Source organism: Ensifer sp. NPDC090286 (genome assembly GCF_044769565.1).
In the GTDB taxonomy this organism is placed as follows: Bacteria; Pseudomonadota; Alphaproteobacteria; order Rhizobiales; family Rhizobiaceae; genus Ensifer.
Map to the genome: position 1 here is coordinate 1,872,133 of NZ_JBIVYF010000001.1, position 19,219 is coordinate 1,891,351.

At 62.2% G+C, this 19,219-nt stretch carries 21 protein-coding genes and 1 tRNA gene; 13 read left to right on the top strand and 9 right to left on the bottom strand.

All coding sequences use genetic code 11. The annotated features are described in order from the left end of the window. The first annotated feature begins 131 nt into the window (after positions 1-131). From xylF to ACIQUG_RS09455, 3 genes are all read left to right on the top strand, one after another. On the top strand, positions 132-1,169 hold the full coding sequence (gene xylF / locus ACIQUG_RS09445) for a D-xylose ABC transporter substrate-binding protein (RefSeq protein ID WP_402320101.1): 1,038 nt from the start codon (positions 132-134) through the stop codon (positions 1,167-1,169). Positions 1,170-1,395: 226 nt separating this feature from the next. Then, on the top strand, positions 1,396-2,721 hold the full coding sequence (locus ACIQUG_RS09450; RefSeq protein WP_402320104.1) for a sugar ABC transporter permease: 1,326 nt from the start codon (positions 1,396-1,398) through the stop codon (positions 2,719-2,721). A gap of 12 nt (positions 2,722-2,733) precedes the next feature. Then, on the top strand, positions 2,734-3,519 hold the full coding sequence (locus ACIQUG_RS09455) for an ATP-binding cassette domain-containing protein (protein ID WP_402320107.1): 786 nt from the start codon (positions 2,734-2,736) through the stop codon (positions 3,517-3,519). Between the two features lie 67 nt (positions 3,520-3,586). On the opposite strand, the gene ACIQUG_RS09460 is transcribed toward ACIQUG_RS09455, so the two are convergent. After that, the gene (locus ACIQUG_RS09460; protein ID WP_402320110.1) at positions 3,587-4,030 is read right to left on the bottom strand and encodes a GtrA family protein; all 444 of its coding nucleotides are present in this window, start codon (positions 4,028-4,030) and stop codon (positions 3,587-3,589) included. A gap of 192 nt (positions 4,031-4,222) precedes the next feature. Between ACIQUG_RS09460 and ACIQUG_RS09465 the strand changes: the two genes are divergently transcribed. The 3 genes from ACIQUG_RS09465 to ACIQUG_RS09475 are packed head-to-tail and all read left to right on the top strand — an operon-like array spanning position 4,223 to position 7,114. Continuing rightward, positions 4,223-4,618, top strand: coding sequence for a hypothetical protein (locus tag ACIQUG_RS09465; protein ID WP_402320113.1), 396 nt, complete (start codon positions 4,223-4,225; stop codon positions 4,616-4,618). Further along, positions 4,584-6,050: a GMC family oxidoreductase N-terminal domain-containing protein gene (locus ACIQUG_RS09470; protein WP_402320116.1), complete on the top strand. Its 1,467-nt coding sequence runs from the start codon at positions 4,584-4,586 to the stop codon at positions 6,048-6,050. The genes ACIQUG_RS09465 and ACIQUG_RS09470 overlap by 35 nt, the downstream gene beginning before the upstream one ends. 35 nt (positions 6,051-6,085) lie before the next feature. Next, positions 6,086-7,114, top strand: a complete 1,029-nt coding sequence (locus ACIQUG_RS09475; RefSeq protein WP_402320119.1) for an NAD-dependent epimerase/dehydratase family protein — start codon at positions 6,086-6,088, stop codon at positions 7,112-7,114. Here ACIQUG_RS09475 and ACIQUG_RS09480 read toward each other — a convergent pair. From ACIQUG_RS09480 to ACIQUG_RS09490, 3 genes are read right to left on the bottom strand one after another with little or no spacing between them, the layout of a single operon-like run. After that, positions 7,098-7,850, bottom strand: coding sequence for an HAD family hydrolase (locus ACIQUG_RS09480; protein WP_402320122.1), 753 nt, complete (start codon positions 7,848-7,850; stop codon positions 7,098-7,100). The genes ACIQUG_RS09475 and ACIQUG_RS09480 overlap by 17 nt on opposite strands. Continuing rightward, on the bottom strand, positions 7,850-8,854 hold the full coding sequence (locus tag ACIQUG_RS09485) for a UbiA family prenyltransferase (protein ID WP_402320124.1): 1,005 nt from the start codon (positions 8,852-8,854) through the stop codon (positions 7,850-7,852). Before ACIQUG_RS09485 ends, ACIQUG_RS09480 begins: the two co-directional genes overlap by 1 nt. A gap of 45 nt (positions 8,855-8,899) precedes the next feature. After that, positions 8,900-10,444 carry an ArnT family glycosyltransferase gene (locus ACIQUG_RS09490; protein WP_402320127.1) on the bottom strand — a complete coding sequence of 515 codons (1,545 nt, stop codon included), beginning with the start codon at positions 10,442-10,444 and terminating at the stop codon, positions 8,900-8,902. Positions 10,445-10,811: 367 nt separating this feature from the next. Here ACIQUG_RS09490 and ACIQUG_RS09495 point away from each other — a divergent pair. Next, positions 10,812-10,888, top strand: a tRNA-Arg gene (locus ACIQUG_RS09495). 113 nt (positions 10,889-11,001) lie between these two features. Here the strand turns inward: ACIQUG_RS09495 and ACIQUG_RS09500 are convergent. From ACIQUG_RS09500 to rfbC, 5 genes are all read right to left on the bottom strand, one after another. Next, on the bottom strand, positions 11,002-11,538 hold the full coding sequence (locus tag ACIQUG_RS09500; RefSeq protein WP_402320130.1) for an OmpA family protein: 537 nt from the start codon (positions 11,536-11,538) through the stop codon (positions 11,002-11,004). 13 nt (positions 11,539-11,551) lie between these two features. After that, on the bottom strand, positions 11,552-12,229 hold the full coding sequence (locus ACIQUG_RS09505) for a L,D-transpeptidase (RefSeq protein ID WP_402320133.1): 678 nt from the start codon (positions 12,227-12,229) through the stop codon (positions 11,552-11,554). A 274-nt stretch (positions 12,230-12,503) separates the two neighbouring features. Next, complete coding sequence (locus ACIQUG_RS09510; RefSeq protein WP_402320136.1) at positions 12,504-12,818, bottom strand: hypothetical protein; 315 nt, start codon at positions 12,816-12,818, stop codon at positions 12,504-12,506. 222 nt (positions 12,819-13,040) lie between these two features. Further along, a complete protein-coding gene (locus ACIQUG_RS09515; RefSeq protein ID WP_402320657.1) occupies positions 13,041-13,511 on the bottom strand; it encodes an aminoacyl-tRNA deacylase in 471 nt (156 codons plus the stop codon). 64 nt (positions 13,512-13,575) lie between these two features. Beyond that, positions 13,576-14,136 (bottom strand): dTDP-4-dehydrorhamnose 3,5-epimerase, encoded by a 561-nt coding sequence (rfbC, locus tag ACIQUG_RS09520; RefSeq protein WP_402320138.1) that lies wholly within the window; start codon positions 14,134-14,136, stop codon positions 13,576-13,578. A 189-nt stretch (positions 14,137-14,325) separates the two neighbouring features. Here rfbC and ACIQUG_RS09525 point away from each other — a divergent pair, with 189 nt between their 5' ends. The 6 genes from ACIQUG_RS09525 to ACIQUG_RS09550 are packed head-to-tail and all read left to right on the top strand — an operon-like array spanning position 14,326 to position 19,141. Next, a complete protein-coding gene (locus ACIQUG_RS09525) occupies positions 14,326-15,078 on the top strand; it encodes a cephalosporin hydroxylase family protein (protein ID WP_402320141.1) in 753 nt (250 codons plus the stop codon). A 56-nt stretch (positions 15,079-15,134) separates the two neighbouring features. Next, the gene (locus ACIQUG_RS09530) at positions 15,135-15,851 is read left to right on the top strand and encodes a WbqC family protein (protein ID WP_402320143.1); all 717 of its coding nucleotides are present in this window, start codon (positions 15,135-15,137) and stop codon (positions 15,849-15,851) included. Beyond that, positions 15,848-16,573: a class I SAM-dependent methyltransferase gene (locus ACIQUG_RS09535; protein ID WP_402320146.1), complete on the top strand. Its 726-nt coding sequence runs from the start codon at positions 15,848-15,850 to the stop codon at positions 16,571-16,573. Before ACIQUG_RS09530 ends, ACIQUG_RS09535 begins: the two co-directional genes overlap by 4 nt. Further along, on the top strand, positions 16,570-17,445 hold the full coding sequence (locus ACIQUG_RS09540) for an NAD-dependent epimerase/dehydratase family protein (RefSeq protein WP_402320149.1): 876 nt from the start codon (positions 16,570-16,572) through the stop codon (positions 17,443-17,445). The genes ACIQUG_RS09535 and ACIQUG_RS09540 overlap by 4 nt, the downstream gene beginning before the upstream one ends. Then, complete coding sequence (locus tag ACIQUG_RS09545) at positions 17,445-18,431, top strand: ATP-grasp domain-containing protein (protein ID WP_402320152.1); 987 nt, start codon at positions 17,445-17,447, stop codon at positions 18,429-18,431. The genes ACIQUG_RS09540 and ACIQUG_RS09545 overlap by 1 nt, the downstream gene beginning before the upstream one ends. Then, complete coding sequence (locus ACIQUG_RS09550; RefSeq protein WP_402320155.1) at positions 18,428-19,141, top strand: metallophosphoesterase family protein; 714 nt, start codon at positions 18,428-18,430, stop codon at positions 19,139-19,141. Before ACIQUG_RS09545 ends, ACIQUG_RS09550 begins: the two co-directional genes overlap by 4 nt. Positions 19,142-19,219 lie beyond the last annotated feature (78 nt).

Here is a 19,219-nt window from a genome sequence, read left to right on the forward strand (position 1 = left end):
ATTCATTTTCTCGACTGTCGAGAAAATAATTCCGCACGGTGTAGCGGCACGATCTACGACAGCGTCTAAGGCTGGCAGAGGATGGTGCGGGAGGTTCGCACGCTCGGCCGGCCGTCACTCGGGAGGATGAAATGAAATCCGTTTTGAAGCTGATGGCAGGCGTTGCCGTCATCGTTTCCCTGCATTCCGTTGCCCAGGCAAAGGACCTGGTCGTCGGCGTTTCCTGGTCCAACTTCCAGGAAGAGCGCTGGAAAACCGACGAAGCCGCCATCAAGGCAGCCCTCGAAGCCTCGGGCGACAAGTACATCTCCGCTGACGCACAGTCGTCCGCCGCCAAGCAGCTGACCGACGTCGAATCGCTGATCGCCCAGGGCGCCAATGCACTGATCGTGCTTGCCCAGGACAGCGACGCCATCGGCCCGGCAATCGAAAAGGCCGCTGCCGAAGGCATTCCGGTCGTCGGCTACGATCGCCTGATCGAAAACCCGGCGGCCTTCTACATCACCTTCGACAACAAGGAAGTGGGTCGCATGCAGGCCCGCGAAGTGTTCAAGGTGAAGCCGGAAGGCAACTACGTCTTCATCAAGGGCTCGTCTTCCGACCCGAACGCCGACTTCCTCTTCTCCGGACAGATGGAAGTGCTGAAGGAAGCCGTCGACGCCGGCAAGATCAAGAATGTCGGCGAGGCCTATACCGACGGCTGGAAGCCTGAAAACGCCCAGAAGAACATGGAGCAGTTCCTGACCGCCAACGACAACAAGGTCGATGCGGTCGTCGCCTCCAACGACGGCACCGCGGGCGGCGCAATCGCTGCCCTCGACGCTCAAGGGTTGGCTGGCTCCGTTCCGGTCTCCGGCCAGGACGCAGACAAGGCGGCCCTGAACCGCGTTGCGCTCGGCACGCAGACCGTTTCGGTCTGGAAGGACTCGCGCGAACTCGGCAAGCGCGCCGCAGAAGTCGCCGTCGAACTTGCCGGTGGCAAGAAGATGGAAGAAGTCTCTGGCGTCACCACCTTCAACGGCGGTCCGAAGGGCGTCGCCATGCAGTCGGTCTTCCTGGCTCCCCTGCCGATCACCAAGGACAACCTGAACGTCGTCATCGACGCGGGCTGGATCTCCAAGGCTGAAGCCTGCCAGGGCGTCAAGGGCGACGTCGCGGCCTGCAAATAAGCCGCACCAGCAGAACTGAGCGCTGACAAAAGACAAGCGCCGCAACGCAACCCGTTGCGGCGCTTGCGCAAGGTGCGGACGCGGCGGACAATACCGCTTCCGCGACCGCAACAATCAGCACGCAGGCTCGGTTTCTGCCGTCGCACCGGACTTGTCGCGTCCATTTGGGCTCTTGGTGCCACTGACGCGATGACATCAACAACATAAGTGGGGGGAAGGCACGTCCATGGCCGACATCACACAAGGCAACACAAAGGGCGCACAGACAAATCGCGCCCGTACAGCGGACGAGAACCCGGTAAAACGTTTCTTCCGCGCCACCGAGATCGACACCCGGCTGCTCGGCATGGTCGGCGCGCTCGTCATCATCTGGGTCGGCTTCCAGATCATGACCGGCGGGCTGTTCCTGACGCCACGCAACCTTTGGAACCTGACGGTTCAGACCTCCTCTGTCGCCGTGATGGCGACCGGCATGGTGCTGATCATCGTCACCCGCAACATCGACCTCTCCGTCGGCTCCGTGCTCGGCTTCTGCGGCATGGTCATGGGGGTCATGCAGGCGAAGTTTCTGCCGCAATATCTCGGCCTCGAACATCCGGCCATCTGGATCATCACCCTTCTGAGCGGCATCGCCGTCGGCGCCGCCATCGGCGCGCTGCAGGGCTCGATCGTCGCCTTCCTCAATGTGCCCGCCTTCATCGTCACGCTCGGCGGCCTTCTCGTCTGGCGGGGCGCCACCTGGTTCGTCACCAGCGGTCAGACAGTCGCGCCGATGAACGCCACCTTCCGCCTGATGGGCGGCGGCACAGAAGGCTCGATCGGCGCAACGGCCAGCTGGATCGTCGGCATCCTCGCCTGCATCGCCATCGTTGCCGCCATCCTCAATTCGCGCAAGCAGCGCAAGCGCTTCCGCTTCCCGCTGCGCCCGATCTGGGCAGAGTACTTCCTGGCGATCCTCGGCTGTATCCTGGTGCTCGGCGCGATCGCGGTTGCCAACAGCTACTATTGGCCGACCAACATTGCCCGCAAATATGCCGACGCCAACGGCATCGCCTGGCCGGACGGCGGTCTCATGATCTCGCACGGCATCGCCATACCGGTGCTGATGGCGATCGCCGTCGGCATCGTCATGACCTTCATCGCCACCCGCCTGCGTTTCGGCCGCTATGTCTTTGCGCTCGGCGGCAACCCGGAAGCGGCCGAACTCGCCGGCATCAAGACCCGCTGGGTTACCGTCAAGATCTTCACGCTGATGGGCATCCTCTGCGCCATCGCCGCGGCGATCTCGACCGCCCGCCTCAATGCCGCGACCAACGCGCAGGGCGAACTCGACGAGCTCTATACGATCGCCGCAGCCGTCATCGGCGGCACCTCGCTTGCCGGCGGCGTCGGCACGATTGCCGGCGCCATGATCGGCGCGCTCGTCATGCAATCCCTGCAGTCGGGCATGGTGCTCTTGGGGATCGACAGTCCGTTCCAGCGCATCGTCGTCGGCGTGGTCCTCGTCGTCGCCGTCTGGCTCGACACCGTCTACCGCGCCCGCGCCAAGTAAGGAGTACGATCCATGAAAGACCAACGCACTCCGCTTGTGGAAATGAAGAACATTTCCATCTCCTTCGGCGGCATCCACGCCGTGGACAACGCCTCCGTCGACCTCTACCCCGGCGAAGTCGTGGCCCTGCTCGGCCACAACGGCGCCGGCAAATCGACCCTGATCAAGATCCTTTCGGGCGCCTACAAGCGCGACGGCGGCGAGATCCTGATCAATGGCGAGGCCGCCGACATCAACAACCCGCGCGACGCCAAGAAATACGGCATCGAGACGATCTACCAGACGCTCGCCGTCGCCGACAATGTCGACGCCGCCGCCAACCTCTATCTCGGCCGTGAACTGCGCACGCCGTGGGGCACGCTCGACGACGTGGCGATGGAGGCCAAGGCCCGCGAAGTCATGGGGCGCCTCAACCCTAACTTCCAGCGCTTCAAGGAACCGGTGAAGGCACTTTCGGGCGGCCAGCGGCAGTCGGTGGCGATCGCCCGCGCGATCCTCTTCGACGCCCGCATCCTGATCATGGACGAGCCGACGGCAGCCCTTGGGCCGCAGGAGACCGCCCAGGTCGGCGATCTCATCAAGCAGCTGAAGCGCGAAGGCATCGGCATCTTCCTGATCAGCCACGACATCCACGACGTCTTCGACCTCGCCGATCGCGTGTCGGTCATGAAGAACGGCCAGGTCGTCGGCCAGGCCCGCACCGAGGATGTCACCAAGGACGAGGTGCTCGGCATGATCATCATGGGCAAGGTCCCGCCCAAGGCGATCCCCGGCCCCGGCGCCATGCAGGTGGCGTAGGCCAAGCTGTCGGCTTCATCCCGCAAACCACGCTCTCAACGACGCCGCGCCCTCGGGTGCGGCGTTTCTATTTGCCCGATGAGGCTCGCCCCGCCGCACGGGCCGGCTCCGTGCCGCCCGCTTCGCCAACGCTGCCAGTACGAAAAATCAGCATCCGGCTCAGCGCATAGTTCACCGAAAAGACCAGGAGCAGTGCCAGCGCCTGGGCAGCGAGATAGTGCATGACGGTCGATAGCAGCAGGAAAGCAACCGCGTTTATTCCAGCGCCGAAGGTCGACACCGCCACGAACTTCGGCAACGCCTTCAGGTGCGGTGCGTCGGATCGGAAGGTAAAGCGCCGCTGCAGGCAATAGTTGACGACGACGGCAAAGTAGAAGGCGATGGTGGACGCGAAGACCGGTTCGAGCCGCGCCGTCTCGACCAGGACGGCGAGCGTGGCCACCTGCAGGCTCGCCGCGATGCAGCCGCAGGCGAAATAGCGAACAAAGGTCATATCCAGAAGGCGTCTCATCCGGTGCCTTTCGCATCGAGCGACGTCCAGCGACTGGCGCATAGGTGGTCGCCGCCTGGCCGAGAACAACGTTTTAGTAGCTTTTGCTTATAAGAGCAGCTAGAAATACAGGCAGTAAAGAGCAGACAACCGTATTCATCAAAACAGCATCAGGCGCCTTTCGAGGCGGCTGCTTGATAACGGGGCTCGGGCATGCCGCATCACTTTCAGCAGGCCATCCTGGCGCTCGGCGAGACGATCGCCCATGAACGCGGGGCCACCGATGACAGCCGGGGCGCCCTGGGCGTCCGTGCGGCAGAGTTCCTGCTGAAAGTTCATCGTCAGATGCCCGACTATCTGCGTCCGCCCTTCCATAGTCTCGTGCTTCTTTTCAATGCCTGGCCACTGCTGCGCAGAGGCAAGTTCTTTCATCAACTTTCGCTCGACGACCGACTGAGCGAACTCGACAAATGGCGGCAATCCCGCCTCGAGTTCCGGCGGCGCTTCGTCGAGTTCCATATGTCATTGGCATTATTCTGTATTTACTCAGACCTTTACGGCCAGGATTACCAGCATGAACCTGCTACCGGAGCACCGGCTGGCCCCTGAGAGGCTCGCCCCCGACATCATCGTCATCGGCTCCGGCCCGGGCGGTGCGGTGACCGCCACCCGCTGCGCGGAAGCGGGCAAATCCGTGCTGATGATCGAGGAAGGTCCGCATCTGGCGCTCGAGTCTGCACCGCATTTCTCCCGCGAGGAAATCCTTCAGAAGTACCGCAATGCCGGCATCAACATCGGCTTCGGCGCTACCAAGATCGCCTATGTCGAGGGTTGCTGCGTCGGCGGTGGCAGCGAGATCAACCGAGGCCTCTACCACCGCACGCCCCAGGCGGTGCTCGACCGCTGGAGCCGCGACTATCGGGTCGAGGCGCTGACACTCGAAGATCTGACTCCGCATTTCGACGCCTGCGAGGCGGTCGCCCGGGTCGAATACCTGCCTGGCCCCGCACCGCAGCTGTCGACGCGGCTCGACGAGGGTGCGCAGCGGCTCGGCTGGTCTTCGCTCGAAGTGCCGCGCCTCTATGCCTACGCCGCCGGGTCCGGCGGATCCCCGGGCCGAAAGCAATCGATGTCGGCAACCTTCGTGCCGCGCTTCCTCGACGCGGGCGGCATGCTGCTGGCCGATACCTGCGCGACAAAGCTTACCCATGCGAACGGGCAATGGACCGTGCATGCGCGCAGCAAGGGGGCGGCGGGGGCGCGCCAAATCGAGCTGAAGGCAAAAGCCGTCATCGTTGCCGGCGGCGCGGTGCAGACCCCGTGGCTGCTGCGCCGCTCCGGTATCACCCGTCATGTCGGCGACAGCCTGCGCTTCCATCCGATGCTGAAGGTGGTGGCGGTCTTCCCCGACGAGCTCAACACCCCTGGCGAACTCGAACCCGTCCACCAGATCAAGGAATTCGACCCACGCTTCAGCATGGGCTGCTCGATGAGCAAGCGGCCGGCCCTGGCGCTCGCCATGGCGGCGCATCCGGAGATGATCGACGCGGTCGACCGGGACTGGCGGCGCATGGCGATCTACTACGTGCAGAGCACCGGCGGATCCGGCAAGGTAAGATCCCTGCCCGGCTTTCGCGATCCCCTGGTGCGGGTCGGCCTTCAACCTTCGGACCTGAAGGAATTGGCCGTCGGCCTCGCACGCCTCGCGGAGGTTCTCTTTGCTGCCGGCGCCCTTGCGGTCTATCCGAGCATTCCGGGCTATCCCGTGCTGAAATCGCTGGCCGATATCGCCAAGCTTCCCGAAACGCTTCCTCCGAAGCAGGCAAACGCCACCGCACTTCACCTCTTCTCCTCTTGCCCGATGGGCGAGGATGCCGAAAAATGCGCGGCGAGTTCGTTCGGGCGCGTGCATGGCGCCAACAATCTCTACATCGCCGACGCTTCGCTTCTGTGTGGGCCAACGGTCGTCAATCCGCAAGGAACGGTGATGGCCGTCGCGCATCGCAACGTCACACGCGCGCTCGAGGATCGGGCGATCTGATCGGACATTCCCGCAGACAGGGGCTGGAGGGACACATGCGACATCTCATTACCGGCGGATCGGGCTTCATCGGCAACCTCGCAGCACGACGGTTGCGCGAACACGGCGACGAGGTGCGTGTGCTCGACCTCTGGGAGGACAGTTCCCGCCCGGCGGATATCGAGTTCGTCAAGTGCTCCGTGCTCGACCGCGACGGAGTGCGCGCCGCCATGCGCGACGTCGACGTCGTTCACCACAATGCGGCACTGGTGGCGCAGACGGATGCGGGGCGCGACTACTGGAACGTCAATGTCGAGGGGACCCGCATCGTCTGCGAAGAAGCCGCAAAAGCGGGCGTCCGGTCGCTGATCCATGTCAGCTCGACCGCCGCCTACGGCATCCCGCCTTCCGGCCCGATTACCGCGGCGACCCCGCTTCGTCCGGTGGAGCCTTATGGCAAATCGAAGCGCGCCGGCGAAGAGGTCGCCGAAGCCATCTGCGCAGCCGCCGATATGACCCTGATCACCATCCGCCCCCGGGCGACCCTTGGCGGCGGCCGGCTCGGCATCTTCCAGATCCTCTTCGAGTGGATCAGCGAAAACCGCGCCGTCTATGTCATCGGCTCCGGCAACATCAAGTTCCAGTTCGTCCACGCCCATGATCTCATGGATTTCTACATGCTGGCGCTCAAGGCCGGCCGGAGCGGTACCTACAATGTCGGCACCGACCGCTTCGGCACGTTGCGTCACGACCTGGAGGCCCTGATCCGCTACGCCGGCAGCACTTCGAAAGTCCGGAGTTTGCCGACTGCCGCCACCATCAACACGCTGCGGGCGCTGCATTGGCTGAGGGTCTCGCCGCTTGTGCCCTGGCACTACCTTACCTACCACAAGGAATGCTACTTCGACGTCGAGCCTCTGCTTGCCATGGGCTGGCGGCCGAAATACTCCAACGAAGCCATGCTGCAGGAGAGCTACGACTGGTATCGGCAGAGCGCGAAGGTCGCCTCTGCCGTCACGGCAAAGAGCCCGCACCGCGCGCCCCTCAAACAAGGCGCGCTCTGGCTGCTCAAGATGATGTCGTGAGCGAGCGGGGCGCTGGCGCGCCCACCGGCTTCGGCTCCGTCACCGGCCAGAAGACCTCGTCGTCATAACCGCGAAACGTATCGACGCCGGCTATCGGCCTTGCGCTGCGGATGAGGGCCCGCATGCCGTGGCTCTGCGCCACGGCCCAGTCGCGCTCCACCCGGTCGCCGATCATGATCGCGGCCTCTGCCGGCACCTGCGCGCGGCCGAGCACATGGGCAAGGCCGGCCGGATGCGGTTTCAAGACGCCGACCTCCGAGTCCATGGCGGAGACGACGATGTCGGCGCCAAGACCAAGGACTTTCAGTTTCTCCAGTGCCGGGTAGTCCGACAGAACGGCAAGCGTTTTTCCCTGCGCCGCAAGGCCGGCAAACACGCGCTCGACATCGCGGCACCGACAGCCCGGGAGAAGATCGAGCGGCCGGCGCTCCATCCATTCCTCGACCGTTTTTCGCACCGTCTCCGGCGAACGCCCGCACCGCTCGGCGGTCAGCTCGTATTGCCGGGCGGTCACGCCGGTCGCCAGCGCATCCCCGAGCTCTTCCCGGCAGTCGCGAAAGGCGCGGAGGATGCGAAGCGTGTCGAGGCTGCGCGTGCGTGCCGCGTCGGCAAGCAGCCGCAGCAGCATTCGCGCCCGCAGCCGCCGCTGTTCGTAAAGCGTGCCATCGAGATCAAACACGACGAGACGCACCCGTTCCCAGTTCACCGGACCATTCGGCAGCCTATCGCCCACCATCAGAGCGACGATATAGGGACGAGGAAGGAAGCGGCCATGAAGTCCAGCACCGGCACGTCGACGAAGCTTGCGAATAGGAAAACGATGACCGTCAAGGTCAGCATGACATCCAGCCGGCGCGAATGAAACAGCCGCTCCGGCCGCTGCACCACCGACCCCGGGCGGGTGGCAAGCCAGAGATAAACGGCAAAGAGCCCGCTGATGAACGGAAAGACGAGGATGTATTCCACCCGGTATTTCACCAGAAAGACCCCCAGCAAAAACGCCGTCATCATCGCGTAGACGAAGCAGGAAACGGTCAGGCTCTCCTCCGTGTAGTACTCGAACGACCGCCGATACCTCTTCAAGACGGCAATGCCCGCATTGGCGGCGATGTCGCGATACTCACCGAGCCGCTTAGCCGCCATCAGGAAGGCGCCCGCCATCCAATAGGCGGCAAGCACGCTGATGGGGGGCAAGGTCACCTGGTCGACGATTGCCCAGCCGAGCAGGAAGCGGATCGGATTGTTGAGGCATTCCGTCAGCACATCGAGATAGGGCTTGTCCTTCGCCCGGATCGGCTCGACGTTGTAGACAATGCCCGAAATCAGGAAGAGCACCGAGGTGACGAAGAACAGCTTGCCGATGACGGCGGCGAGCAGCAAGCCGCCGATGGCCAGAAGCAGATATTCGCCATAGACGATCCCCGGTCGCATCTCGACGACCACCGCCCGACGCTTCGACTTCGCCGGATGCGCCGCGTCCCGCTCCCGGTCGAGCCATTCGTTGATCACATAGTTCGAGGATGCGATGCACACGGCGCTCAAGAGCCCGACCGGGATATTGACGATCAGACTTGAAAGATCCGGCTCGGTGAGCGCCAGAGCGAGGATCAGTCCGGGAAGGATGAAGACATGTTTGGTGACGTGGTCAAACCGGGCAAGCGACAGATAGTCGCCCGCTTGTCCTTGCGGCTGACCACCGAGCGTGTCGACGCGTGTCGTGTTTTCCTGGTTTGCGGGCATGTCCCTCTCCTTGCTTAGAGACCACGCACTCCTGCTTCCGCGCGCCTATCGCACGCTGATGTCCGACGCCTGGTAGATACGGCCATCCCTTTCGGAGCGGACAAGCTTCAGCTTGGCGAGCTTGACGAGCTCCTTCTCCGTCACCAGGTAAAAACGCCAGTCGATCGCATCGACGAAGACGACATAGGCATTCTTCTGCGCCATATCCTCGCGAAACTGCTCGAGCTGCCGGTCGAGCGGACCGGCATCGCTTTCAAGGCCGGTGCGCCGCTCGCTATGGGATGGTATCCAGTCCGTCGAGCGGCGCGTCAGGAAATTGAGCGGGTCGCAGGCATTGGTGAAGATGACCGCATCGGCCGGCAACGCCCTGACCGCGCGAACGATCGGCGACGACTTCCAGGCCGTGCTCTGAAACCCCACCCCTTCGCGAAAGGCTTCCGCCGTCTGGGCGGTGCTGCGCAGTCCGTGGATGGCAAGAAGGCAGAGCAGGATCAGCGCCAGCGAACGCCGGACGACGGGTGCGGCATCGACGCGACCGCAATAGTCTGCCGCTGCAATCACCAGGACGAAGATGATGGCGACATAGAAGGGAAGCGAGTAGCGCGTGTTGAGCTGCAGGTTCGCCTCCACATGCACGGCGAGCACGACGAACAGCAGGTAGAAATACCCAAACAGGCCGAAGATGAGCGTCATCAGATCGCGGTCGTCCGGCCGGCGTTCGGGCCAGTTTCGCCTCAGCGTCTGCACCAGGACAACCGTCGCCGCGACGAGCGCGAGAAGCAGCACCGGGATGCGGATCACCTGCGGCACCTGGCTCGGCAGGAGAAAGCTCGCCAGAAGCGACAGCCCGCCCAGCCAGCGATCGGCATCGGCATTGCCATAGAACCAGAGCGCGCGGCCGACCGACCGTCCGACGAGCAGCTTGCTGACGATCACCCAGGCAAGAAAGATACCGGCGCTACCGACGAACAGGAGGGCGACATCGAAGAGCCTTTGGCGAAGAGACCGCGCCGAATTGTAGAAGAGCGCGATGGTGGCAAACGCTGCCCCCACCGGAGGCGCCACGAAGCGAGCGAGCATGGCAAACCCGACGCAGGCGGATGAGGCAAGCAAGGGTCCCCGCCCCTCGCCCCGCATGTAGCGTATGAAGAAACGGGTGCCGAGAAACGTCAGCGCCAGGAACAGCGCCTCCGACATCGCGATCGTGCTCGTCCAGAGGAAAGTCGGATTGACGATGATCAAAAGCGTTCCGACGGTCACGAAGAAAGGCTGGTCCGGCAGCGCCGTCCTGAACAGCGAAACGACGAGCCAGGTATTGAGAAGATAAAGCAGAAAGGCGATGCCGAGCGCGACATGCTCGAGCGCAAATCCAAGGGATCCCCCGGCACCCAGCATCCACGCGTAAAGCGGCGCGTCATAGGGCGTGCTGACGATCTGCATGTAACGCGTCGAATCCGGAAGGATGCCGATACCGTTCCAGGTGTTCAGCACGAAAAGCACGGCCGCGAGCGCAACCAGACACATCAATACGGGATCGGAGCGCAGCCTCTCCAACGCCGGTTCGCCGGTCGTGAGATATCGGTTGACCAAAACCTGCCCCCTCGCCTGAAGCAATTACGCGAGCACTGGGTACTAGAGCACTAGGTTACTGGAACGCTTGCCTACTTGAGCACTGGGTATCTTAATTTAGAATTATCTATAATGACGAATTTATAACGCACGGCCCCTCGTCGCAAGGCGGTTCGCCTGACCAATTCTAGCTACATCGGGTGGGTGATCCCATCATTTGGGTTGGCTATCGCCCGGCGCCATTGCCCGAAGCGATGCGCCGCGATCACAACGCAGGCACAGGATGGCTGTTTCTACCACAATCTCTTGCAATGACCATTGAAGCGACGCGCAAGCTAGGCTAAGAACCGCTCACAGCCTGCTTCGGCGGCCCTGCCGCCAAACGGATGCACCCGTAGCTCAGCTGGATAGAGTGTTGGATTCCGATTCCAAAGGTCACAGGTTCGAATCCTGTCGGGTGCGCCATTTAAGTTTCAGCCAGACTGTTCGCCTTTAAACGAACTGCCCAGCAAAAGCGCTCATGCGCCTGCGCACAATGGTCTCGCCGTCGAGCTGCGCTTTAACCGACAGCGCCGCGCTCACGTGGCGTCGCGTTCCATCCTGAGATTGGAGACAACGCGGCGGTTTTGGACCTTGCAGGAGCGCTCGGTGCAGTCGCGCACTTCGCGGTCGTTGCCGTAGCCCTTGGCCCAGAGGCGGTTGGGGTCGACGCCCTTGGACACCAGATAGGCCATCACCGCGTCGGCGCGTTTCTGCGACAGGGTTTCCATCTTGGAGGCGGAACCGCTGTCGTCGGAGAAGCCCTGCAGTTTTACCAGCCAGCGCGGGTTGCTGTTGAGCCAGATCGCCTGCTTGTCGAGCGTCGCCTTGGCGACGCTGTCGAGTGTGGAAGAATCCTGTGTGAAGTAGGTCCGGCGGCCGACATTGAGGATAAAGTCCTCCTCGGTGCCGACGGATACGGTTTCGAAACCGGGCGCCGGGTCGTCGGTTTTTCCGGTCATCGGCACGGCCGCGGGCTCTTCGACCGCGGCGATTTCGGTGGTGTTGCAGGAAGCAAGCGTCAAGAGAAGGGCGGCCGCCGACAGCAGCCTCGTCAATCCGGTCATAGCGGGCATCGGGTGATATTCCTCATTCGACCGGAGTTGCGACCGGGGTTGCTTGGCTGACCTCGGGGGCCTTGTCGGCGATATGCGGCAGCACCTGCACCGCCGTGCCGATCGGGCAACGCTGGTAAAGGTCGATCGCATCCTCGTTGAACATGCGGATGCAGCCGCTAGAGGCATCCTTGCCGATGCTGCCGGGCTCCAGCGTGCCGTGGAAGCGGTAACCGGTGTCGACGCCGTCGCGCAGCAGGTACATGGCGCGGGGACCGAGCGGATTTTTCGGCGAACCGCCCTCGACGAACTCAGGCAGTTCGGGGTGGCGCTCACGCATTTCCGGCGGCGGCGTCCAGCGCGGCCAGAGCGATTTGCGGTCGATCGTCGCGCGGCCGTACCACTTGAAGCCCTCTTTCCCGACGCCGACGCCATAGCGGATGGCCGTCTTGTTCTCCATGATCAGGTAGAGAAAGTGGTGCCCGGTATCGACGACGACGGTGCCGATCGGCTCGCTACTGAAATACTTGACGACCTGGCGCTGCCATTTCCTGTCGATATTGGCGAAATTGGTGCTCCGGTACGTGACGCCGTTATCGACGGCCGGGCCGGAAAAATAGGATGTCGCCTTTGCGAGTGCCGGGCTCTGAAGCGCGTTGGCGCCAAGCAGCGCCAAACCACCAAGCATAGTTTCCCTGCGGGTCCACACCATCGGCAATATCCCCCGAAAGCCAATTAGCGAGGCTGCAGTAAATCAGATTTTTGAACTGCTACAACAGAAAACTCTCAAGCATCGATTCTTTCATGACGGCCACCCAATAGATTGCTCTTCTCGCTGTGGACCGTCAGCGAGCAGGCGGCAAACACCGTAGAAGCTCATAAAACACCGGCTTCCCTTCGCCTCGCCGACACAACGCGCAACCGCGCCTGGCACGTCTCAAGCACCGAGCGAGCATAAGCCACGATCGCCGACATTACGGGGCAGATTACTTGATATCGCGTTCCTGCCCTGAGGCTCGCAGCTCGGCGAGCGTCTTTCCAAGGCAGCTCCCGCCGGCATCGGAGCCAACCGCCTTGGCCTCGCCATGCAGCGTGATCGTGCCGGCGAAGTTATCCGAGGCCATGTAGGTCGCGGTGCCGTCCTCCGTCGCCTTGGACAGATAGAAGGCGTGCTGCGTGCCCTTGTATTCGCAGGCGACGGCAAACGGAAATTGATCAAACAGGACGCCTTCGGCATGTGCCGAAGAGCCGAAGGCCTGAACGCTGGCCGCAACCAGCAGTACTGCCAGAGACTTGGACATATTCGCAGAGCGTATGCGCACCATCGATCCCCCAACCCAGCTAGATAAAGGTGTCCGTCGAGCGCGATGGTGCCGCCAAGCGTGCGCTTTGACAAGCCCGACGGGCCAAAATCGGGTACAGCAACTCTCGACCACCGGTTGGCGGTTCTTCCCGCTTCAAGCGGATGGTGCCACGGAGGCCAGCGGCACGCCAGCGCAAGTGAGCGCGTTCTGACCGGCCCGTCACGCCGGATGGCTGAAGCGGGCGATCTGTGCGCCCCGCATCAGGTTGCGGAAATTCGCACCGCTCATATGCACCAGCGTCCGGTGATCGCCGCCCTCGAAATAGACGTCAGTCACATCGCCCAGGCTTTCGTCGAGCAGAACCGGAACGTCATAGGCCGAACCGACCGGCGGCACGGCGCCAATGTCGCAATCGGCGAAGAGATTGCAGACTTCCTCTTCCGACGCGAGGCCGAGGCGGCGGTCCATCACGTCCTGCAGGGTCGAGAGTTCGACCCGGTGCGTGCTCGGCACGACGGCGAGCACGTAGCCCATTTCGTGGTGAACGACCACGGACTTGGCAAGCCGACTGCCCGGTACATGCGCGGCTCGTGCCGTCTGGCTGGTGGTCGCCGTGCGGTGATGGTCAACGGTGTCGTAGGCGACACCCGAACCGTCGATATAGTCCTGAAGTTTTCTGGCGATCGTCATCGTCGACACCCCTTCTCTCTCGTGGTGGCGCGGAGAGGTCATTGTCCTCCCATCCCTCACGAAGTCAACGACGGGCGGCGGCGATCCTGTTCGGCAGCAAGGGGAGCGCCTGGTCGCGCGGCGACATCTGCGAGACCGGCAAGGGCCAGTCGATCGCGAGCCTCGGATCGAGCGGGTTGAGCCCACCTTCGGCCTCGGGCGCATAGGGCTTGTCGTGCAGATAGATCAGCTCGCAGTCCTCGGTCAGCGTCTGGAACCCATGGGCGAAACCGCCGGGGATCATCATCGAGCGACCGTTGTCCGCGCTCAACACTTCGCCGTGCCATTGCAGATAGGTCGGCGAATTCGGCCGCAGGTCGACCGCCACATCGAAGACCGCTCCGGAAAGGCAAGAGACGAATTTCGCCTCGTCGTGCGGCGCCTGCTGGAAGTGCAGGCCACGGATCGTGCCTGCTGCCTGCGTCAGGGTGTGGTTGATCTGCGCGATCTTTCCATCGCCACCGAAATCGGCCAGCGCCTCGCGACAGAAGAAGCGCGAGAAGAAACCGCGATCATCGCCTCTGCGTTGCCGCTCGACGACGATGAGACCCGCTATGGGTGTAGATATTCGATCGAATCGCGACATGGTTCCTTCCGCCAGAACCAAGCTCTACCCGTCTTTTCGCCCTTAAGAAACCGGCCTTGACCGTATTTGCAATTGCCGACATGAAAGCGTTCACAGGAAAGCGTTACGAATCGGTGAAAGCGCCATTTATCGCGATTCGCGATCGAGGCGTATCCGTAGGTTGTATCCGAAAAAGGGTGTCAGGAAGCAATGGCAGTGGAAGACGATCGTCTCGCATTCGAAGCCCACAAGACGGAAATGGCGCTCGCGCTCGGCAAGGACGAGGACGCCTTCCAGCAGTCGCTCGACACCCTGGTAACGCTCGACAAGTACGACTACTCCTATCTCTGGTCGTTCATGGGCGTACCGATCATCCAGATGCCGGCCGATGTCATGGCGACCCAGGAAGTCATCTGGAACACCAAGCCCGACATCATCATCGAAACGGGCGTCGCCCGCGGCGGGTCCATGATCTTCATGGCCGCGATGCTGCAGCTTATCGGCAAGGGCAAGGTCGTCGGTGTCGACATCGACATCCGCGCCCATAACCGCGACTCCATCGAAAAGCACCCGATGTCCTCGCGCATCACGCTGATCGAGGGTCCCTCGACGGCGGCCGAGACGCTGGCCAAGGTAAAGGCCGAGATCCCCGAGGGCGCTTCGGTCATGGTCGTACTCGACAGCGACCACAGCCGCGACCACGTGCTGGATGAATTGCGCACCTACGGCCCGCTCGTCACTGAGGGCCAGTACATCGTCGTCGCGGATACGTTGCTCGGCTACGGCGAGGCTCCGAAGACGCCGACGAAACGTTCCAAGATCTGGCATCCGGGCGACGAACCCTATGCGGCGCTGACCGCCTACCTCAAGGAAACCGACCGCTTCGAGACCGACGACGTTATCAACGGGAAGCTGGTGCTTTCCAGCTCGCCCGGAGGCTATCTGCGCTGCATCAACAAGTAGGGCCGCCCGTAAGAACACCCTGGCGCTGCTCTCCAACTCTCGATCGCGGGTAACGGATGGCTCGGAACATCGTCATTTCACAATCCATGTACTTTCCCTGGGTTGGAATGCTGGAGCAAATCAAGCTGGCGGATGTCTTCGTCCATTACGACGATGTGCAGTTCTCGCGCGGCAGCTTCACGAACCGCGTTCAGATCAAGACGCAGAACGGCATCCGCTGGCTGAGCGTGCCTTTGAAAGATCTTCGTCTCGGACAGCGGATAGATGAGGTGCTGATCGACGATCGCACCGATTGGCGCAGAAGCCATCGCGACATGCTGCGGCAGGCCTATGGGAAGGCGCCATTCCTCAAGGACATGCTGGACCTGGTCGATGACGTGTTTGCTAGGGACGCGTCGACGATTGCTGATATCGCGCGCAATTCCATGCTTGCGCTTGCAAGCTACTTCAAGCTGGACCGGCCGGCGTTCGTTTCATCGGACGCGCTCACCATTGGCGGGGCGAGCAGCGAGAGAGTGTACGACATCACCGCGCATCTTGAAGGCACGACGTACATTACCGGCCATGGCGCCCGGAACTATCTCGATCACGACCTCTTCGGGCAGAACGGCATCTCCGTTCGCTACATGAACTACGAACGCACACCCTATCCGCAGATGCACGGAGACTTCACGCCCTATGTGACCGCATTGGACCTCGTTGCCAATTGCGGAACCCAAGGCGCAGATTTTGTGCATTCCGGAACCGTCGATTGGAAGGAGTTTACCCAGTGAAAGCCGAGAACCTGGACAATGTGACGTCGGAATATCTTCCAAACGCGGTCACATCGATCGAGAACAATCTCATTCTCAACTGGTACCCGCAGCGCATGGTCGAGCGCTTCGGCCGATGCCAATCGCTGCTCGATCTCGGGATCGGCCACGGCTACACCCCTCACCTCTTCAACAAGGTGTGTGACCGGCACGTTATCGTCGAAGGCTCGCAACTCGTCATCGATCTCTTCAGGAAAAACAGCCCGGACTTCTCCGGCGACATCGTCTTCTCCTATTTCGAAGATTTCGAAACGGACGAGCGCTTCGACGTCATCATCATGGGCTTCGTTCTCGAGCACGTCGACGATCCCGCCTTTGTCCTTGACCGATTCCGCCGCTTTCTCAAGCCCAATGGCCGACTGTTTGCCGCCGTTCCCAACGCCAAGTCCATGAACAGACGATTGGGTGTGGAGCTCGGCAAGATCGACGACATCTACAGCCTGAATGCCAACGACCTGGCGCTCGGCCACAAACGCCAATATTGCCGCGATACGTTCCGTGCAGAGATCGAAAATCAGGGCTTCCGCGTGGTGCACGAGGAAGGCATCTATCTGAAGCCGCTGCCGCTGCCGGTGTTGCAAACGCTGCCCGATTTCGAAGCCAACCTGCAGGCCATGCTCAAGGTCGGCATCGAGTTCCCCGATCTTTGCGTCGGCCTGCTGATGGAAGCGGAACTGGCATGAAGACTGCTGCCGTCATCGGCGCGCGTTCGATGCTGGGAGCCCAGCTTGTCGCGCGCCTGCAGCACCGAGGCGTCCAAACCATAAGTGTTGGGAGGACGGAAACGGACGACGTCGCCTTCGACCTCGCGGCGGGACCGGCTAAGGTATCGGGCAACCTGACGGCCGACGTCCTCTTCCATTGCGCTGCGAGCTTCGCCGCCGATGATCCATCGGGCGTGAAGCAAAACTTTGCCGCAAATGCGTCAAGCGCCGTTCACGTCGCCGAACTCGCAAGATCGCTGCAGGTCCTTGCCGTCGTCTATGCCGGTTCGCTTTCCTCCGACGAGACGCTGGATGCGGCACCGTTGACGTCCTACGGCCTCAGCAAGCAAATAGCGGAACAAGTCCTGGAATGGACTTCGCAGAAGCTTGGTTTTCGCTTTTGCAGCCTTCGGTTTTCGCAGCTCTATGACATAGAGGGCCGTTGCTGCCTCCATCAGCCGTGGATGGGACGCATCGTCGCCTACGCGTCCCGCGGGCTCGACATCCGCATGCCCGCGTCCCACGGCACGCGCAACTTTCTGCACGTGAGAGATGCGGCCGACATGATGATCCGGGCCGCTGAAACGAAGGCGTCAGGCATCTGCAACGTTGTCCACCCGGAAGCCATGACCTGCGACGCGATCGCTGCAATCGCCTACGAGACGTTCGGGCTCGGGGGCAGCGTCGTGATTGCGGCGGAGAAAGCGCCCTTCCGCAAGGTAAACTTTCCGGATGGTGGGGAAACATTGTCCAAACTGGGGATGCCGCCGCTTATCGCGATGCGCGACGGTATTGGCATGATCCGGTCGGCAGGCACCGCCGAAGCGTTCGGCCCGATGGATGTGAATTGATGTACGACGACGCAAAGCAAGCCGTGACGGTCGTGGTGACCGCAGTCGGAGCCATCATCGGCCAGGGCATCGTCGCATCGCTGCGCATGCTCGATAGACCGGTCCGGATCATCGGCATCGACCGTGACGCCAATGGCATCGGCCGACACTTCTGCGACCACTTTGTCGCAAAGCCATCCTGTGACGAGACGTCTCCCGAATATCTCAATTTCTGGCTGGAACTGCTGCGGCGAGAAAACGTCGCGCTGGTGCTGCCGGGCCTGGAACTCGATGTCCTCTTCTTCAACGAACACCGGGCGCTTTTCGATGCGACGGACGCGCGCATTGTCTTGAACACTTCTGGGCTGATCGATCTCGGGCAGGACAAGTGGGACATGGGCGAGGCGCTGCTGCAAGCGGGCTTCCTCGCCATTCCAAGCACGCTCAGTCGCAGCCTGGAAGAGTGCACGCGCGAGCTCGGCCCCTTGCCGCTGCTCCTGAAGCCGCGTCGCGGCAACGGTTCGCGCGGAATTGCCTTGCTCAAGGACGCCGCCGATTTCGACTACTGGACGCGAAAAAGCGCTGACGATTTCCTGGTGCAGAAATATGTCGGCAGCAATGACCAGGAGTACACCGTCGGCGCCTTCGGTTTCGGTGACGGCACGACGCTGTCGCCGATCACCTTCAAGCGTAGGCTGTCCGTCGCCGGCAACACCCAATATGCCGAAGTGGTCGATGAGCCTCTGCTGACCGAGGCCGTGCGCAGGCTATCGCGACACTTCAAGCCACTCGGGCCGACGAACTACCAGTTCCGACTGGAGGGAACGATCCCCTACCTCTTGGAGATCAACCCGCGCTTTTCGAGCAGCACGTCATTGCGCGCGGCCTTCGGCTACAACGAAGCGGCGATGGCGCTGGATTATTATCTGCACGGGAAGGAGCCCGCGGAACCGGAGGTCAAATCCGGTCGAGCCTGGCGCTACTCCGAAGACCTGGTCGTCCTGTGATTGCGGTCATTTCCGACATCCATGGCAATCTCCCTGCCCTGGAGGCGGTCCTTGCCCGCATCGACGAACTCGGATGCGGATCGATCCTGTCGCTGGGTGACGTCGTCGGATACTACGCCCAGCCGGGTGACTGCATCGACGTGCTGAAGGCACGCGGCATTACCAATCTCATGGGCAATCACGATTATTACATCGTCAGCGGAGAGGGTTGCCCGCGCTCGAAGACGGTGAATGACATCATCGAGTACCAACGGGGCATCATCTCGGAGGACCAGCGGGCATGGCTCGCCGGCTCGCGATCCCACGTCATCGACGGACCGACCTATTTCGTCCACGGAAGCTGGCAGGATCCGATCGACGAATACCTCTACAAGGTCTCGGAAGCGCAGTTTCCCGACGGGTGCGAACGGCTTTTTGCCGGACATACCCATGTGCAGGTCCGCCTGGAGATCGGCGGCAAGGTCTTCTGCAATCCGGGCTCGGTCGGTCAGCCGCGCGATGGCGACCCCCGCGCAGCCTTTGCCCTCTTGGCGTCAGACGGCACCATCGAACTTCACCGTGTCGCGTACGATATCGACCGGACCGCGTACCACATGCGGCAGGCCGGTTTCCCTCCTCGCCACTATGAAAACCTCTATATCGGCGCGCAGATTGGTGGACGCATCGACAAGATCGTCGTGGCAGACGCGGCCGGCGACTTGCCTGCTTGAAGGCCGGTCGTCCTTAAGGAGGCGTCCGCCACGGCGGGGCACCGCCACAGCCCGGCGAAAGCTTCACCCACTAGGTTC

Excerpts from the sequence above, each read along its gene's own strand:
- ACIQUG_RS09540 (WP_402320149.1), top strand. The coding sequence starts at position 16,570 with ATGAAGACTGCTGCCGTCATCGGCGCGCGTTCGATGCTGGGAGCCCAG.
- ACIQUG_RS09455 (WP_402320107.1), top strand. The coding sequence starts at position 2,734 with ATGAAAGACCAACGCACTCCGCTTGTGGAAATGAAGAACATTTCCATC.
- ACIQUG_RS09500 (WP_402320130.1), bottom strand. The coding sequence starts at position 11,538 with ATGCCCGCTATGACCGGATTGACGAGGCTGCTGTCGGCGGCCGCCCTT.
- ACIQUG_RS09515 (WP_402320657.1), bottom strand. The coding sequence starts at position 13,511 with ATGACGATCGCCAGAAAACTTCAGGACTATATCGACGGTTCGGGTGTC.
- ACIQUG_RS09510 (WP_402320136.1), bottom strand. The coding sequence starts at position 12,818 with ATGTCCAAGTCTCTGGCAGTACTGCTGGTTGCGGCCAGCGTTCAGGCC.
- ACIQUG_RS09465 (WP_402320113.1), top strand. The coding sequence starts at position 4,223 with ATGCCGCATCACTTTCAGCAGGCCATCCTGGCGCTCGGCGAGACGATC.
- ACIQUG_RS09480 (WP_402320122.1), bottom strand. The coding sequence starts at position 7,850 with ATGGTGGGCGATAGGCTGCCGAATGGTCCGGTGAACTGGGAACGGGTG.
- ACIQUG_RS09545 (WP_402320152.1), top strand. The coding sequence starts at position 17,445 with ATGTACGACGACGCAAAGCAAGCCGTGACGGTCGTGGTGACCGCAGTC.
- ACIQUG_RS09525 (WP_402320141.1), top strand. The coding sequence starts at position 14,326 with ATGGCAGTGGAAGACGATCGTCTCGCATTCGAAGCCCACAAGACGGAA.
- ACIQUG_RS09450 (WP_402320104.1), top strand. The coding sequence starts at position 1,396 with ATGGCCGACATCACACAAGGCAACACAAAGGGCGCACAGACAAATCGC.
- xylF (WP_402320101.1), top strand. The coding sequence starts at position 132 with ATGAAATCCGTTTTGAAGCTGATGGCAGGCGTTGCCGTCATCGTTTCC.
- ACIQUG_RS09530 (WP_402320143.1), top strand. The coding sequence starts at position 15,135 with ATGGCTCGGAACATCGTCATTTCACAATCCATGTACTTTCCCTGGGTT.
- ACIQUG_RS09505 (WP_402320133.1), bottom strand. The coding sequence starts at position 12,229 with ATGGTGTGGACCCGCAGGGAAACTATGCTTGGTGGTTTGGCGCTGCTT.
- ACIQUG_RS09460 (WP_402320110.1), bottom strand. The coding sequence starts at position 4,030 with ATGAGACGCCTTCTGGATATGACCTTTGTTCGCTATTTCGCCTGCGGC.
- ACIQUG_RS09485 (WP_402320124.1), bottom strand. The coding sequence starts at position 8,854 with ATGCCCGCAAACCAGGAAAACACGACACGCGTCGACACGCTCGGTGGT.
- ACIQUG_RS09470 (WP_402320116.1), top strand. The coding sequence starts at position 4,584 with ATGAACCTGCTACCGGAGCACCGGCTGGCCCCTGAGAGGCTCGCCCCC.
- ACIQUG_RS09475 (WP_402320119.1), top strand. The coding sequence starts at position 6,086 with ATGCGACATCTCATTACCGGCGGATCGGGCTTCATCGGCAACCTCGCA.
- rfbC (WP_402320138.1), bottom strand. The coding sequence starts at position 14,136 with ATGTCGCGATTCGATCGAATATCTACACCCATAGCGGGTCTCATCGTC.